This is a genomic window from Haloprofundus halobius (assembly GCF_020097835.1).
GTDB lineage: Archaea > Halobacteriota > Halobacteria > Halobacteriales > Haloferacaceae > Haloprofundus > Haloprofundus halobius.
Genome location: NZ_CP083666.1, coordinates 2,871,791 through 2,887,049 on the forward strand (window position 1 = coordinate 2,871,791; position 15,259 = coordinate 2,887,049).

Below are 15,259 nucleotides of genomic sequence, written 5' to 3' on the forward strand. Positions count from 1 at the left end.
GACAATCGACGGTCGAACGACTGCGACCCGTCGAGAAGACGCTTCGACCGACTCGCCGAGACACCACCGACTACCGATTCAGCGCCGACAACGTCTCCGCGGCCTCTCTCGCGGCTGACAGTAGTTCCGTGGCGCGTCGAGGGTCGTCGGCCGACTCGGCGGCGGTCGCGTAGCGCGTCACCGTCCGGACGAGCGCGGCGCGCGCTTCGCTCAAGTCGCTCTCTGCGTGTTGTTTCGGCTGATTCGGTACCGTGGACGCGTCTGCCGACTCCGTCGGTGCCGACGCGGTTCCGGTCGCGGTAGAGCGGTCGGTCTCGGCCGCGGGTGCGCGCTGGGGGGCCTGCGACTCCGACGTCAGTTCGACCTCGGGGTCTCCGTCGTTCTCGGCCGCTTCCTGTCCGGGTTCGCTCTCGGCAGTTCGCGTCGCGTCGGTGGTCGGTGTCTCGTCGGTCACCCGCTTCGAGTCGCCGGTTTGTGCCGCCCCGTTCGATTCTGCGACCTGCGCGTTCTGACACGTCGGGCAGAACTCCTGGTCCTGATAGCGGAAGATAGGGTCGCCGCAGGTGTCGCAGTGTCTGTTCGTCATCGTCGCGCCTTTCAACAGGAGTTCGCTCATCCGCTGGGTGGATTTGCGCTTCTCCTCGTCGCGGGCGAACTTCTTCCGAAGTTTCTCGCGCTCGGCCTCCTTGTCGAACTCGCTCATATCGCGGCACAAGGGTGCCTGTGCCGAAAAAGTCACCGGGGGCGCTCGTGCGCCTGCGACCTCGACGCGACGTATCACGGTTCCGCGGGAGGTCGGCCGGTCGTCGGGTCGCCGACCGACCGCTCTCGAATCCAGTTCGTCCGGTTTTACGGAGGGTTCCGAAGCGCTTAATCACGTTCCGCGGTCAGATTTACGTGGTATGACGAAAGTGAGCGTGGTCGGTGCCGCCGGGACGGTGGGCGCCGCCGCTGGGTACAACATCGCACTTCGGGATATCTGCGACGAACTCGTCTTCGTCGACATCCCGGACATGGAGGACAAGACGGTCGGGCAGGCGGCCGACACGAACCACGGCGTCGCGTATGACTCGAACACCGTCGTCCGACAGGGCGGCTACGAGGACACCGCCGGCTCCGACGTCGTCGTCATCACGGCCGGTATCCCGCGCAAGGAGGGTCAGACACGCATCGACCTCGCGGGCGACAACGCGCCCATCATGGAGGACATCGGCTCCTCGCTCGCCGAGTACAACGACGACTTCGTCTCCATCACCACCTCGAACCCGGTCGACCTGCTTAACCGTCACCTCTACGAGGTCGGTGACCGCGACCGCCACACGGTCATCGGCTTCGGCGGCCGCCTCGACTCGGCGCGCTTCCGCTACGTGCTCTCGGAACGCTTCAATGCGCCCGTCAAGAACGTCGAAGCGACGATTCTCGGCGAACACGGCGACGCGCAGGTGCCGGTGTTCTCGAAGGTCCGCGTCGACGGCCGCGACCCCGAGTTCACCGACGACGAGCGAGAGGAGATTCTCTCCGACCTCCAGGAGTCGGCGATGGACGTCATCAGCCGGAAGGGAGCGACCCAGTGGGGGCCGGCGACGGGCGTCGCTCACATGGTCGAAGCCGTCCTCCGCGATACCGGCGAGGTACTGCCGGGGAGTCTCGTCCTCAACGGCGAATACGGGTACGAAGATACCGCCTTCGGCGTTCCGGTCAAACTCGGTTCGGAGGGTATCGTCGAAGTCGTCGACTGGGACCTCGACGAGTACGAAGAGGACCTCATGGACGACGCCGCCGAGAAACTCCGCGACCAGTACGACAAAATCTCGTAACCGCCGCGCTTCACCGCCTGCTTTTTCGCCCGGTATCGAACCGGTACCCATCGAGTCTCGCGTTCGTCCCGGTGGCCCTGCGGGCGTCGGTGCCGCGAGTGTCGGCGTCGCGAGCGCTGACGCTGCAACCACCGACTCGTCGCACGTCGTTACCGCGTGAGTTGGTCCAGCAACCGCGCTTGGCGACGACGGGCGCGCACGTACCCGACCGCTGTCTGGCCGCACATCAACAGACAGAACACGAGGATGACTGCGCCGAACACCACTCCGAAGTTGGCGGGATCCAGTTCGTCCAGCGCTACGACGGACCCGAGGAGCGGAACGGCGATGGCCGATTCGAAGGGGGGAATCACACGCTCGGCTACGTGGTCCGGATATAACGACATGTGGCGACTACTCGGCGGTAGGCCGACCCAAAGCGCTCGAAGCCGGTGCTTACGGAAAATTCGAGGCGAAAGCCTCGCCCTTCGGGGTGGGGATGAAGCCGACCAACAGTATTCAACCGTCGATGACGGCACGGACGGGGTTCCAACGCAATCGTTAAAGCTTCCGACCGTAATAGTATGCATAGATGGTAAAGAGTACCCGTCACGCGAAATACGAACTCTACTACCACATAGTGTTCGTGCCGAAATCTGGCGGAATCGAAAATTCCGCTGACCTCGCGGAACCGGATTCCGCTCAGTATCGGCGTTCGTACCTGACGGGGAAGACAAAGGAACGTCTCGAAACCATCTTCGCGGAAATCTGTGAGGACAAAGACCTTGAACTGGCCGAGTGCGAGGTCATGCCCGACCACGTACACCTGTTCATCGGGAGTCCACCGAAGAACGCCCCGTCACTCATCGTCAACTGGGTCAAGGGCATCTCCGCGCGGAAGTACAACCAACGCCACGACGACCGCGTGAAGTGGACTCGTTCGTACTACGTCGGAACAGCGGGAAGTGCTTCGAAAGGCGCTGTCGAACGTTACATCGCTGAACAGGAAGGTAACGACACATGAAGCGCGTCAACACCTTCGAGGTGGTTCCACAGACCGAGAAGGACAAAGAGTGCCTCCTACGTCTACTCGACGCCTCCGCCTCCCTGTGGAACGAACTGACCTACGAACGTCGTCAGAACTACTTCGGAGACGGTGACGTGTGGGACACGTCCGAGTATCGAGGACGCTACAACGGTTTCGTTGGAAGCGCGACTGTCCAACAGGTCACGCGCAAGAACAGCGAAGCGTGGCGGTCGTTTTTCGCCCTCAAGGAGAGGGGCGAGTACGCCAACCCACCGTCGTACTGGGGCAACGAGGAGGACGGACGCGAACTCCGAACCTACATTCGGTGCAACCAGTACACGATTCAGTGGGGGACGCGGTCGCGTCTCGAAATCCCCGTCGGGCAAGAACTGAAAGACGAACACGGACTCGGCTACCACGAACGACTCCGCCTCGAAGTCCGAGGCAACCCAAAGTGGAACGGGAAACAGGGTCGTCTGGAACTCGAATACGACGAAGTGAACGACACGTTCAGGGCTTTCCAACCAGTCACCGTACCTGATTCTCGACTGGATTCACCACTGGCTTCCGAAGAAGCCGCCCTCGACGTTGGCGCGAACAACCTCGTCGCGTGTTCCACGACTACTGGTTCCCAGTACCTCTACGACGGTCGGGAGTTGTTCGGACGGTTCCGCGAGACGACCGACGAAATCTCCCGCCTACAGTCGAAATTGCCCGAGAGACGGAGTCTCTCGGAATCACGAAAGACGAAGTCTTCCGGACGACTCCGAGAGAGACGCTACAGTTCCAAGCGGATTCGACAGCTGTACCGACAGCGGACGAAGCGCCGTGACCACGCACAGAACGCGCTGGTGCGCGACCTCGTTGAACGGCTGTACGAGGAAGGCGTGGCGACGGTGTACGTGGGCGATTTGACCGACGTTCTGGAAACGCACTGGTCGGTCAGGGTGAACGAGAAGACGCACAACTTCTGGGCGTTCAAGAAGTTCATCCACCGTCTCGCGTGCGTCTGTGAGGAGTACGGCATCTCTCTCGAAGCCGAGTCGGAAGCGTGGACGAGTCAGACGTGTCCCGAGTGTGGCGACCACGAGGAAACGGTTCGCCACGGGGATACGCTGACGTGTCCGTGTGGATTCGAGGCCCACGCCGACCTCACGGCGTCAGAGACATTCCTTCGAGAAAACAGCGATTGCGAAGTCAGGCCGATGGCACGGCCCGTGCGATTCGAGTGGGATGACCACGACTGGTCGGGGAAACCACACCCTCACGAAAGTCCCAAAGAAGTGCGCACGAACCCGCAAGTTGCCTCCATGGGCCGGTAGCCGAACCCCCCAACGTGAGGAATTCTCGCGCTTTAGCGCGGGGAGGATGTCAAGCGAGGTCTTCCCTGCCCGAGAGACGCTGTTTGAGCGCCGTCGCCGTCTTCTCGCCGACGCCGGGGACGTCGCGGAGGTCGTCCGCCGACGCGGTGCGGACGTTGTCGACGCTCCCGAACCGTCTGAGCAGATTCCGTCGCGTGGTGGGACCGACGCCGGGGACGTCGTCCAACACCGTCCTCACGTCGTCGCGCAGCGTCTGATGGTAGGAGACGGCGAATCGGTGCGCCTCGTCGCGGACGCGCTGGAGGACGTGGAGATGCGGCGCGTCGTTCGGCCAGTTGTACACCCCCGAATCGGCGATGACCAGCTCCTCGTCTTTCGCCAGCGCGACGACGGGCACGTCCCACCCCGCTTCACGGAGTGCGTCCTGTGCCGCGCCCAATTGGCCGTCGCCGCCGTCGATGAGCAGTAAATCGGGATCCGGTCTGTCGTCGCGGCCCTCGACGGCGCGCTGCGCCCGCCAGCGGATCAACTCGCGCATGTTCGCGTAGTCGTCGTTTCTGTCGGGGAGCTTCTTTCGCCGATAATCCGCTTTTTCCGCGATAGCTCCGCGGGAGTTCTGTCCCGCTCCGCCACCTCCGTCGACGAAACAGACGTCACTACCGACGACGGCTTTCCCTTGCGCGTGGCTCACGTCGAACCCCTCGATTCGCGTCGGCCGCGGAATCCCGAGCGCGTCCGCCAGCGCGCCGAGTTCGTCGCCGCGGGCGGGACCACGGCGGGCGTTCTTCAGCGCGAGTTCGACCAGTTTCGCCTCCCGTCCCGTCCCGGGAACGCGGACGGCGACGCCCTCTGCTTCGAGCCACGCGAACAACTCACCGTCGTCCGGTCGCTCCGAGAGCAGCAGCGCGTCTGGCAGTCGCCGCTCGGCGTAGTACTGCGGGATGAACGCCGCCAGCACCTCGGCGACTCGGTCCTCGCCCTCGGGCGCTTGCAGGCGGTGTCGCGACCGGTCGACCAACTGTCCACGCTCGCTGTGCAGTCGGGCGACCGTGGCCGTGTCGCCCTCGATGGCCGCACCCAGCACGTCGACTTCGCGTTCGTGGCTCCGCCCCGACACCGCTTCGCCGCCGCCGCTGTGGAACGATTCGACGGCGTCGAGTTTGTCGCGGAGGTTCGCCGCGCGCTCGAACTCCTGATTCTGTGCCGCTTCTTCCATTGCCCGTCGGAGCGGGTCGGCGAGCACGCCCGTCTCGCCCTCGAAGAACCGAACGACGGAGTTCGCGTCCTCCCGGTAGGTTTCCTCCGAGATCTCGCCGGTACACGGGGCCGTACACAGCCCCATCTCGTAGTCGAGACAGGGGCGGTCGCGGCCGCTGTACTTGTGATCCGAACAGCCGCGGACGCCGTACGTCTCGCGGAGCGCCTTCACGACGACGTCCACGCGCCCTTTGTCGGTGTACGGGCCGAAGACGGTCGACCCTTCTTCGGGGTCGCGCGTCACCTCGATGCGCGGGACGGGGTGGTCGGTCAACTGGACGAGCGGGTAGGATTTGTCGTCCTTCAGGCGGACGTTGTACTTCGGCTGGTGGCGCTTGATGAGGTTCGCCTCCAGCAACAGCGCCTGCGTCTCGGTGTCGGTGACGGCGAAGTCGACTCTCTCTGCTCGTCGGACCATCCGTCGGATGCGGTCGCTGCGCGGGTCGGCGTACGACCGGACGCGGCTCCTGAGGTCGACGGCCTTCCCTACGTAGAGAACCGTGTCGTCGGCCAGAAACTGGTAGACACCCGGCTCTCTCGGTAACTCGGTTGCACGTTCGCGAACGCCGCTCGCGTCCATTCGTCTGCGATTGGTGACGAACGGGCTTGAGGGTGACGCGTTCGATTCTCGACTGGCCTCGACGTTGAGGCCGTCCCGCTACCTACAAACCGCCGTCGGTCGAACGTCCGGGCATGACCGACACCGTCCGCTGCTGGTTCGTCGAACGCGACTACACCGACCGCGACCTCATCGTCCTCACGTACGCGACGCTCGACGGCGGGCGAAGCTACCGAAAGGAACTCGCGGTTACGGTCATCGACAAGTACGACGTGACCGCCGCCGTCGACGTCGACCCGGACAACCTCGAAGCGATCGACGACTCCGAGCGACGTGAACGCTACGCGGCGGAGGCCGAGCGGATGGCCGCCTCGCACGCCCCCGACGACGAGGTCTGAGCCGCCCGCCCCGCCCGAACCGTCGGCTCTCATTCGGCGCTTCTCTCGGGTTCGCGCGGAAACAACCGTGACCGATGGTATCATCGAACCCAAAACACTTTATTGCGGAGGGTGGCAACCCCGGGCCATGACCGCCATCGAACTGTCGGACGTGACGAAGCGGTACGGCGACGTGACGGCCGTCCGCGACCTCGACCTCACAGTCTCGGAGGGCGAGGTGTTCGGTTTCCTCGGACCGAACGGTGCGGGGAAATCGACAACGATTAACATGTTGTTGGATTTCGTCCGCCCCACCTCGGGGACGATCCGCGTACTCGGTCACGACGCCCAGCGCGAGAGCGTCACCGTCCGACAGCGAACCGGCGTGCTTCCCGAAGGATTCGGCGTGTACAACCGCCTCACGGGACGCAAACACATCGAGTTCGCGCTCCGCTCGAAGGGGGTCGACGTCGACCCCGACGAGATGCTCGCGCGCGTCGGCCTCTCCGACGCCGCCGACCGGAAGGCGGGCGGCTACTCGAAGGGGATGCGCCAGCGCCTCGCGCTCGGGATGGCGCTCGTCGGCGACCCGGATCTGCTCATCCTCGACGAGCCCTCCTCGGGGCTGGACCCCGCCGGGGCCAAGGAGATGCGCGACATCGTGCGCCGCGAAGCCGGCCGCGGCGCGACGGTCTTTTTCTCCAGTCACGTGCTCGGACAGGTCGAGTCCGTCTGCGACCGCGTCGGCATCATGCGCGAGGGCGAACTCATCGCCGAGGACAGCATCGAGAGCCTTCGAGAAGCGGCCGGCGGCGACGAGACGCTCGTGCTCACCGTCGACAGCGCGAGTCAGGACGACCTTGACGCTGTCCGCGCGCTCGACGGCGTCAGCGCCGCGACGACCGACGGCGGCACCGTCACCGTCTCCTGCGACAGCGGTGCGAAGACGACGGTCATCGCCGCGCTCGAAGACCAGGGCGTGACGGTGAAGGACTTCGAGACGCAGTCGGCGTCGCTGGAGGACCTCTTCCTCTCGTACACCGAAGACGAGGAGAAACAGGAGGTGTCGGCATGAGTTGGCAAGCCATCGCGCAGAAGGATTTCGAGGACGCCGTCCGCTCGCGGTGGGTGCTCGCGCTCACCGCCTTCTTCGTGCTGCTCATCGCCGCCGCCGCGTACTTCGTCCGCCCCGGCCCCGGTCAGACGTTCAGTTCCAACCAACTGCTCGGGATGGTCAGCGGGACCATCGTGACGACGCTCGTCCCGCTCATCGCGCTCGTGATGGCGTACAGCGCGGTCGTCGGCGAACGCGACTCCGGGTCGCTGAAACTCCTGCTGTCGCTACCGCACTCGCGCGCCGACGTGGTGTTCGGGAAAGTCGTCGGCCGGTCGCTGGCGCTGGCGGTGCCCATCGTCGTCGGGTTCATCGTCCCGGCGCTGCTGTTAGCGCTCGGCCCGCTGCAGTTCGACGCCGGTTCGTACGTCGGCTACACCCTCCTCACCGTCTTCCTCGGCGTCGTCTTCGTCGCCATCGCCGTCGGCTTCTCGGCGGCGATGGCCTCGCAGCGCCTCGCCGTCGGCGGTGCCATCGCGCTGTACTTCCTGTTCGTCCCCCTGTGGGGTGCGGTTCGCTTCCCGCTGCAACTGTACCTGTCGATGGGTGGCGGACCCTCGTGGCTCCCCATCGCCGGACAGGACCTCTTCACCGCGTTCCAGTTGCTGAACCCGAACGCGGCGTTCAAAATCATCTCGGAGGCGTTCCTCGGCGGACAGCTGTTCGCCGGCCAGAGCGCACAGCTACAGCTCGCTGCCGTCGGGATGCTCCTGGTCTGGCTCGCGGTGCCGCCGCTTCTCGGTTTCCTCCGGTTCGAGTCCGCGGACCTCTGAGCACGGTCGGTCGTCGCTACCTCTGTCGCGTTCGATTCTACGGCTACCGCTGTCCGGTCAGGTTACCGCCGTCCCGAACGCTCACTCGTCGCTGTCTCCTGAAGCGACGCGACGGAACAGCCGAAGACAGGGAAGAGAGAGGACGACGCCGACGAGGAGAAACAGCGGGACGGCCAGCCAGTCCGGCGCGAACAGCTGAAACAGGACGGCGACGACGAGCAACGTCGCGAAGTAGACGAGCCCGACGGCTCGTAGCGTGCTCGGCTCTGTCGGTCGGGGGTTCGTCACGCCAAGCATCTTCTAGGTGACCGTTCAACGTCATGATTAATATATCTATTTCCTGGCCTCGTCCGCGCTATGTCCCGTACTCGATCCCGTGCTCACCCAGTAGCTCCGCGAACTCGTCTTCCCCCAGCACCGGTACGTCGTCCGCGTCGGCGTCGTCGAGTTTCGACTGGCCTGGGCTGTCGCCGACGACGAGGTAGTCGGTGTTGCCCGAGACGCTGCCCGTCGCGTTCGCGCCGTGCGATTGGACGAGCGCTTCGGCCTCGTCGCGCGTCACCGACATCGCACCCGTGAACACGAACGTCAGTCCGTCGAGCTCGTCACCGCCGTTCTCCGTCTCGAACTCCTCGGGTTCGACGCCGCGCTCGCGTAGCGCCGCGATGGTCTCGCGGTTCTCTTCGCTCTCGAAGAACTCGCGGACTTTCCCGGCGACGATCGGGCCGACGCCGTCGACTCGTTCCAACTCCTCGGCGTCGGCGTCCATTACGGCGTCGAGCGTGCCGAACTCGCGGGCGAGTTCGCGCGCCGTCGTCAGCCCTACGTCGGGGATGCCGATAGCGGTCAAAAACTCGGGCAGCGTCGGCGACTTCGCGGCTTGGAGTTCGGTGACGAGGTTGTCGGCGCTCGTCTCGCCCCAGCCGTCGAGTTCGGCCAGTTCCTCGCGGGTGAGGCCGTAGAGGCCGGGCAGACTCTCGACGAGTCCCGAGTCGAGCAGTTGCTCGACGCGCTCGCCGCCGAGTCCCTCGATGTCGAGGGCGTCACGACTCGCGTAGTGTTCGATGGCGCGTTCGAGCTGGGCGTCGCACGCCAGTCCGCCGGTGCAGTAGGCGATGGGGCCGTCGCGTTCGACGGCGCTGCCGCAGACTGGGCACTGCTCGGGGAACTCGAAGTGGCCGTCCCCGCCGTTGTCGACGACCTCCTCGACGTAGGGAATCACGTCGCCAGCGCGCTTGATGCGGACTTTGTCACCGACGGCGACGCCGAGTTCGGCTATCTCGTCGGCGTTGTGCAGCGTGGCGCGTGAGACGGTGACGCCGCCGACGTCGACGGGGTCGAGTAGGGCGACGGGCGTCAGCCGGCCCGTTCGACCGACCTGGACGACGATGCTCTGCACTGTCGTCACCTCGGTCCGTGCGGGGAACTTGTAGGCGAACGCCCAGCGAATCGACCGGGCGGTCGCGCCGAGTTCCTCGCAGTTCTCGCGGTCGTTTACCTTGATGACGACGCCGTCGATCTCGTAGTTCAGCCCCTCACGCGCCTCCATCGTCCGGTCGCGGTAGTCGATGGCACCTTCGATGTCGTCGACGACCTCGATGCGCTCGTTGGTCTTGAGACCGTACTCGTCGAACGCCTCGTACTCGTCGGCGTTCGTCTCGAAGCCGACAGAGGCATCCAGAACACCGGAGGACGCGTCCGCGTTCTCCGAGCCGCTCGCGTCCCATCGGGCCGCGAGGACGTCGTAGAAGAAGCAGTCCAGCGGGCGCTCGGCGACGACGTTCGGGTCGAGTTGGCGAAGCGTCCCGGCGGCGGCGTTGCGGGGGTTGGCGAAGGGGTCCTTGCCGCGTTCGACGCGCTCTCTGTTGTGCTCCTGGAACGCGTCGCGGGGCATGAACACCTCGCCGCGGACCGCGAGGAATTCGGGGAAGTCACCGCGGAGGCGCGTCGGAATCGAGCGGATTCTGCGGACCTGTTCGGTCACGTCGTCGCCCTCGCGGCCGTTGCCTCGCGTGGCGGCGCGCTCGTACGTTCCATCCTCGTAGATCACTTCCAGCGAGAGCCCGTCGAACTTCGGTTCACAGACGAACTCGCTCTCGCCGACCTCCGAGTGGACGCGGTCGGCCCACGCGCGCACGTCGTCGGCCTCGACGCTCTGGTCGATAGAGAGCATCGGTGCGACGTGTTCGACCGTCTGTAACTCGTCCATCGGTTCGCCGCCGACGCGCCGCGTCGGACTGTCCTCGGTCTGCAGGCCGAACTCGTCTTCCAGTTCTTGCAGCCGCGCGAACAGCGCGTCGTACGTCCGATCGGCGATGACCGGATCGTTCTCGACGTAGTAGCGGTAATCGTGTTCGCGGATGGCCTCGCGCAGCTGTTCGGCCTGCGTCGCTGCCCGCTCCTCGGAGAGTTCCTCGACGGGGTCGAACTCTGTCGGCGGGTCTCGGAGATACGGATTCGACGCCTCGTCGCTCATCGTCGGACGTTCGTTCGCGACGTGATAAAGCAGTCCGGGTTGTCGACGGGTCGTCGTCACCGCGGGTCGCCATCGGGGTCGAACGCGTCGCACGGGGGCGTTCGCGTCGTCGGCGACGTTTGCGAATCCCGCGAGGCTTATCCCGACGGACGAAGAACGGCGGCGTATGGACGAGGAGTTCCTCCTGCTGAATCCCGGGCCAGTCCCGGTCACTGACGAAGTACTGGAGTCGATGGCCGAACCGATGGTCTCGCACCGCTCGGCCGAGTTCGAGGCGGTCTACGAGCGCGCACAGGACGGACTCGACTACGTCTTCACACAGTCGACGCTCTCCGGCGAATCGACCGCCGATGACGGGACGTCGCTCATCCTCAACGGTACCGCGACGATGGGGATGGAAGCGGCCGTCGCGAACCTCATCGGCGAGGGGGACGAAGTCGTCTCGCTCGTCAACGGGAAGTTCGGTCGCCGCTTCGCCCGCATCGCCGACCGCTACGCCTCGGTGACCCGCGTCGAAGCCGACTGGGGCGACTCCATCTCCGTCGAAGCAGTCGAAGAGGCCGTCACCGACGACACCGACGTGGTGACGATGGTCCACAACGAGACCAGCACCGGTCTCCTCAACCCCGCGAAGGAGGTTGGCGAAATCGCCGCCGACCACGACGCGCTGTTCGTGATGGACGGCGTGACGAGCATCGGCGGCGACGAGATTCGACTCGACGAGTGGAACGTCGACGTCGCCATTACAGATGCACAAAAGGCGCTGGCTGCGCCGCCGGGCATCAGCGCAATGTACGTCCGAGAGCGAGCAGTCGAGGCGTTCGACGGCGAGTCCGCGCCCTTTTACGAGGACCTCGACTGGCACCTCCGCAAAGCCGAAAGCCACCAGACGCCCTTCACGAGCGCCGTCCCGCTGTTCCGCGCGCTCGCCGTCGCCGTCGAAGATATCGAGAGCGAAGGGATGGAGAACCGCATCGCGCGGCACCGCAGGCAGTCCGCCGCGTTCCGCGAAGGCTTCCGCGCGATGGGACTCGAATCGTTCCCGAACGCCGACGGCCCGACCGAGTTCTCGAACACGCTCACCGCCATCTCGCTGCCCGAGGAGATTCGCGGCGACGAGTCGAGCGCCTTCTTCGACGCCGTCAAGGACCGCAACGTTAGCATCTCCGGCGGGCAGGGCCACCTCGGTGGTCAGATCTTCCGCGTGAGCAACATGGGCCATCTCACCTCCGAGCAGATTCTCCGCGGCATCCGAACCGTGGGTGAGGCGATGGAGGAAGTCGGTGTCGACGTGGATATCGAGGCGGGACTGGAGACAGCCGAGGAGCAGTTGGAGACGCCGGCTGCGGCCCCGTCGGACGACTGAACGGCACCGCTTCCGTTCTTCCCGTTCGCCTTGCAACGCTCGGTTATCACCTCTCAGGTCGTCCGTTCTAGTATGCAGAGAGCGATAATCGGCCTTCTCGGGCTGACCTTGGCGCTGTTTCCAGAGCGCGTCCGCGAGATTTACGAACGCCTCGCACTCGACAACCCCGATGACTGCGTCGCCAAAGCGTCGTTCCATCCCGCCATCCGTACGGAGGGGCTGCTGTTCGTAGCGACCAGTCTCCTCGGCGGAAGCGCGTACGCGTGGCAGACGAACGCCCTCGGAGCGACGGGTGTCGTCGCGCTGCTGTTCCCGAAGCGGTCGCTCGACTTCAGCGCCGCGCTCACGTACGAACACCCGGAAGCGGTCGAGTGGAGAGACGGGCTCGTCACCGCCGTCCGCGGATTCGGTATCCTCTACGTCGCCGTTGCGCTCTCCGAGGCCAAGAAACGCCGGAGCGAGTACTGACTGCTTCGCGGTGGGTTCGGACGACACCCTGCAGCATTTGCCGTAACTGACGGTTATATCCTTCTCAGAGAATATGCTTCTCGTACATGACTCGCGGCTTCAGAACCCGGAGCCTCCACGCCGGGCACGCGCCGGACCCTGTGACAGGCGCGCGAGCGCCGCCCATCTACCAGACCACGTCGTACGTCTTCGACGACGCCGACTACGCGGCCGACTTGTACGCCTTGGACGCCGAGGGCGACGTGTATTCGCGCATCTCCAACCCTACCGTCAGAATCCTCGAAAACCGCCTCGCCGACCTCGAAGGCGGGACTGGTGCCGTCGCAACGGCCTCGGGGATGGCGGCGTTCGACAGCGCGACGAGTATTCTCGCCTCCGCGGGCGACAACGTCGTCGCCAGCGCCGACGCCTACGGCGGCACGAGCGCCTACCTCTCGAAGATGGCCAGCAGACGAGGAATCGAGACGCGAACCGTCGAGACACTCGACTACGACGCCTACGCCGATGCCATCGACGGCGACACCGCATACGTCCACGTCGAGACCATCGCCAACCCGTCGCTCGTGACGCCTGACTTCGAGCGCGTGGCCGAAATTGCACACGACAACGGCGCGCCGCTGTTCGTGGACAACACCTTTGCCACACCTGCGCTCTGTCGCCCGCTCGAACACGGCGCGGACATCGTCTGGGAGTCGACGACGAAGTGGCTCCACGGCTCCGGCACGACTGTCGGCGGCATCCTCGTCGACGGCGGCTCGTTCCCGTGGGCCGACTACGAGGCGAAATACCCGGAACTCGCGGGCGAGAACCCGGCGTTCGGCGTCGACTTCTCGGAGCGCTTCGGCGACCGGGCGTTTGCGACGGCCGCCCGCCAGCGTGCCGTCCGCTCGCTCGGCAACCAGCAGTCGCCGTTCGACGCGTGGCAGACCTTGCAGGGCCTCGAAACTCTCCCCTTGCGAATGGACCGTCACTGCGAGAACGCCCGCATCGTCGCCGAGTACCTCGACGACCACGACGACGTGGCGTGGGTAACCCATCCCGGTCTAGACGACCATCCGACGCACGACACCGCTACTCGGTATCTGTCGGACTTCGGCGGGATGGTCACCTTCGGGCTGGAAGGCGGCTACGGGGCGAGTAAGACGTTCTGCGAGGAGACGGAACTCGCCTCCTTCCTCGCGAACATCGGCGACGCGAAGACGCTCGTCATCCACCCCGCCTCGACGACGCACGCCCAGTTGAGCGAAGACGAACAGCGCGCGGCGGGCGTCCGCCCCGACATGCTCCGCTTCTCGGTCGGTATCGAGGACCCCGAGGACATTCTGGCCGACGTCGAGCGCGGCATCGACCGAGCGACGCGCGCGAGCGGAGGAACATGACGACAGTCGACCGCGGCACCCTCTCGCTGGGCGAGTTCGAGTTCGAGTGCGGGGAGGCCATCGGCGACCTCCAGATCGCCTACGAGGCGTACGGCGAGTTCACCGGCGACAACGCCGTCCTCGTCTGCCACGCGCTCACCGGCAGCCAGCACGTCGCCGACGTGGACCGGTCGGCGTGGTCGCGCGACGACGCCGGTGTCGACGGCGACAGCGACGAAGACGAGGACACCGACTCCGACGGCGGCGCGCAGACTGCGGGCCAGGCCCGCGCGTGGTGGAACGACGTCGTGGGACCCGGCAAGGCCATCGACACCTCAGGGTACTACGTCGTCTGCGCGAACGTTCCCGGGTCGTGTTACGGCAGTTCCGGCCCGTCGAGCCAGGGTCCCGACGGCGACCCGTGGGGAACCGACTTTCCTCCCGTGACCGTCGGCGACTGGACGCGCGCGCAGCGCCGCCTCCTCGATGCCCTCGGCGTCGGCCGCCTGCATGCGGTCGTCGGCGGCAGCGTCGGCGGGATGAACGTCCTCGACTGGGCGCGGCGCTACCCCGACGACGCGACTCGCATCGTCGTCGTCGCCGCCGCCGCCCGCCTCGATCCCCAGTGCTTGGCGCTCGATGCCGTCGCCCGCCGCGCCATCACGACCGACCCGAACTGGAACGGCGGCGACTACTACGGGAAATCGGAACCCGAGAACGGCCTGGCGCTCGCGCGGCAGTTGGGCCACGTGATGTACCTCTCGAAGTCGTCGATGGCACAAAAGTTCGGACGACGGTCGGCCGGCCGCGATGCCCACCGCGAGACGTTCCCCTCGGACCCGGCGGCGTCGTTCTTCCCGTACCGCGACGTGGAGTCGTACCTCGACTACAACGCCGACAACTTCGTCGACCGCTTCGACGCGAACTCCTACCTGTACCTGACGCGGGCGATGGACGACTTCGACCTCCAGGAGGGGTACGACTCGGACGCCGACGCGCTGGCGGCGTTCGCGGGCGAAGCCCTGCTGCTTTCGTTTACGGCCGACTGGCACTTCACGACCGAGCAGTCCGAGTCGCTCGCGGAAGCGTTTCGCGCCTCTCAAGTTCCGGTCGCCCACCACGTCGTCGACTCCGACCACGGCCACGACGCGTTCCTCGTCGAACCCGAGAACGTCGGCCCACCCGTCGCGGACTTTCTCGAAGACGGCGTCGAGGGCCGCGCGATCACCGATACAGCCCCGACGGAGAGCGACGGCGGCACCGACACCGAGTTCGCGCCGGTTCACTCCAGTCTGTTCTCGCGGTGAGGCGGTCGGTCTCGCGACTGCTGTCGACTCAACGTTGTGACGCTGCCGAATCACTCGAA

Annotated in this window: 15 protein-coding genes; 10 read left to right on the plus strand and 5 right to left on the minus strand. The window is 65.6% G+C overall.

All coding sequences use genetic code 11. The features are described 5' to 3' along the window. Window positions 1–70 precede the first annotated feature (70 nt). Window positions 71–703, minus strand: coding sequence for an Sjogren's syndrome/scleroderma autoantigen 1 family protein (locus LAQ74_RS15200; protein WP_224333370.1), 633 nt, complete (start codon window positions 701–703; stop codon window positions 71–73). Window positions 704–902: 199 nt separating this feature from the next. Between LAQ74_RS15200 and mdh the strand changes: the two genes are divergently transcribed. Then, window positions 903–1,817 (plus strand): malate dehydrogenase, encoded by a 915-nt coding sequence (gene mdh, locus LAQ74_RS15205; protein WP_224333371.1) that lies wholly within the window; start codon window positions 903–905, stop codon window positions 1,815–1,817. 149 nt (window positions 1,818–1,966) lie between these two features. On the opposite strand, the gene LAQ74_RS15210 is transcribed toward mdh, so the two are convergent. Continuing rightward, entirely contained in the window at window positions 1,967–2,203 is a 237-nt protein-coding gene (locus LAQ74_RS15210; RefSeq protein WP_224333372.1) for a hypothetical protein, read from the minus strand. Between the two features lie 185 nt (window positions 2,204–2,388). Between LAQ74_RS15210 and tnpA the strand changes: the two genes are divergently transcribed. Together tnpA and LAQ74_RS15220 are read left to right on the plus strand one after the other, a co-directional pair. After that, window positions 2,389–2,820 carry an IS200/IS605 family transposase gene (gene tnpA, locus LAQ74_RS15215; protein ID WP_224333373.1) on the plus strand — a complete coding sequence of 144 codons (432 nt, stop codon included), beginning with the start codon at window positions 2,389–2,391 and terminating at the stop codon, window positions 2,818–2,820. Next, on the plus strand, window positions 2,817–4,145 hold the full coding sequence (locus LAQ74_RS15220) for an RNA-guided endonuclease InsQ/TnpB family protein (protein ID WP_224333374.1): 1,329 nt from the start codon (window positions 2,817–2,819) through the stop codon (window positions 4,143–4,145). Before tnpA ends, LAQ74_RS15220 begins: the two co-directional genes overlap by 4 nt. A gap of 49 nt (window positions 4,146–4,194) precedes the next feature. Here LAQ74_RS15220 and LAQ74_RS15225 read toward each other — a convergent pair whose 3' ends face one another. Continuing rightward, window positions 4,195–5,982, minus strand: a complete 1,788-nt coding sequence (locus LAQ74_RS15225) for an excinuclease ABC subunit C (RefSeq protein ID WP_224333375.1) — start codon at window positions 5,980–5,982, stop codon at window positions 4,195–4,197. Window positions 5,983–6,095: 113 nt separating this feature from the next. Here LAQ74_RS15225 and LAQ74_RS15230 point away from each other — a divergent pair, with 113 nt between their 5' ends. The 3 genes from LAQ74_RS15230 to LAQ74_RS15240 all read left to right on the plus strand — a co-directional run bounded on the left by LAQ74_RS15230 (window position 6,096) and on the right by LAQ74_RS15240 (window position 8,225). Continuing rightward, window positions 6,096–6,359 carry a DUF7967 family protein gene (locus tag LAQ74_RS15230; RefSeq protein WP_224333376.1) on the plus strand — a complete coding sequence of 88 codons (264 nt, stop codon included), beginning with the start codon at window positions 6,096–6,098 and terminating at the stop codon, window positions 6,357–6,359. Window positions 6,360–6,486: 127 nt separating this feature from the next. After that, on the plus strand, window positions 6,487–7,413 hold the full coding sequence (locus tag LAQ74_RS15235) for an ABC transporter ATP-binding protein (protein ID WP_224333377.1): 927 nt from the start codon (window positions 6,487–6,489) through the stop codon (window positions 7,411–7,413). Continuing rightward, window positions 7,410–8,225: an ABC transporter permease subunit gene (locus tag LAQ74_RS15240; protein ID WP_224333378.1), complete on the plus strand. Its 816-nt coding sequence runs from the start codon at window positions 7,410–7,412 to the stop codon at window positions 8,223–8,225. The genes LAQ74_RS15235 and LAQ74_RS15240 overlap by 4 nt, the downstream gene beginning before the upstream one ends. Before the next feature lie 81 nt (window positions 8,226–8,306). On the opposite strand, the gene LAQ74_RS15245 is transcribed toward LAQ74_RS15240, so the two are convergent. Together LAQ74_RS15245 and ligA are read right to left on the minus strand one after the other, a co-directional pair. After that, window positions 8,307–8,522, minus strand: a complete 216-nt coding sequence (locus tag LAQ74_RS15245; protein WP_224333379.1) for a hypothetical protein — start codon at window positions 8,520–8,522, stop codon at window positions 8,307–8,309. A gap of 58 nt (window positions 8,523–8,580) precedes the next feature. Then, window positions 8,581–10,701 (minus strand): NAD-dependent DNA ligase LigA, encoded by a 2,121-nt coding sequence (gene ligA / locus LAQ74_RS15250; protein ID WP_224333380.1) that lies wholly within the window; start codon window positions 10,699–10,701, stop codon window positions 8,581–8,583. A gap of 166 nt (window positions 10,702–10,867) precedes the next feature. On the opposite strand from ligA, the gene LAQ74_RS15255 reads away from it, so the two are divergent. The 4 genes from LAQ74_RS15255 to metX all read left to right on the plus strand — a co-directional run bounded on the left by LAQ74_RS15255 (window position 10,868) and on the right by metX (window position 15,200). Further along, entirely contained in the window at window positions 10,868–12,067 is a 1,200-nt protein-coding gene (locus LAQ74_RS15255; RefSeq protein WP_224333381.1) for a pyridoxal-phosphate-dependent aminotransferase family protein, read from the plus strand. Between the two features lie 72 nt (window positions 12,068–12,139). Next, a complete protein-coding gene (locus LAQ74_RS15260; RefSeq protein ID WP_224333382.1) occupies window positions 12,140–12,535 on the plus strand; it encodes a hypothetical protein in 396 nt (131 codons plus the stop codon). Between the two features lie 86 nt (window positions 12,536–12,621). Then, a complete protein-coding gene (locus LAQ74_RS15265; RefSeq protein WP_224333383.1) occupies window positions 12,622–13,914 on the plus strand; it encodes an O-acetylhomoserine aminocarboxypropyltransferase/cysteine synthase family protein in 1,293 nt (430 codons plus the stop codon). Beyond that, entirely contained in the window at window positions 13,911–15,200 is a 1,290-nt protein-coding gene (gene metX / locus LAQ74_RS15270; protein WP_224333384.1) for a homoserine O-acetyltransferase MetX, read from the plus strand. Before LAQ74_RS15265 ends, metX begins: the two co-directional genes overlap by 4 nt. Window positions 15,201–15,259 lie beyond the last annotated feature (59 nt).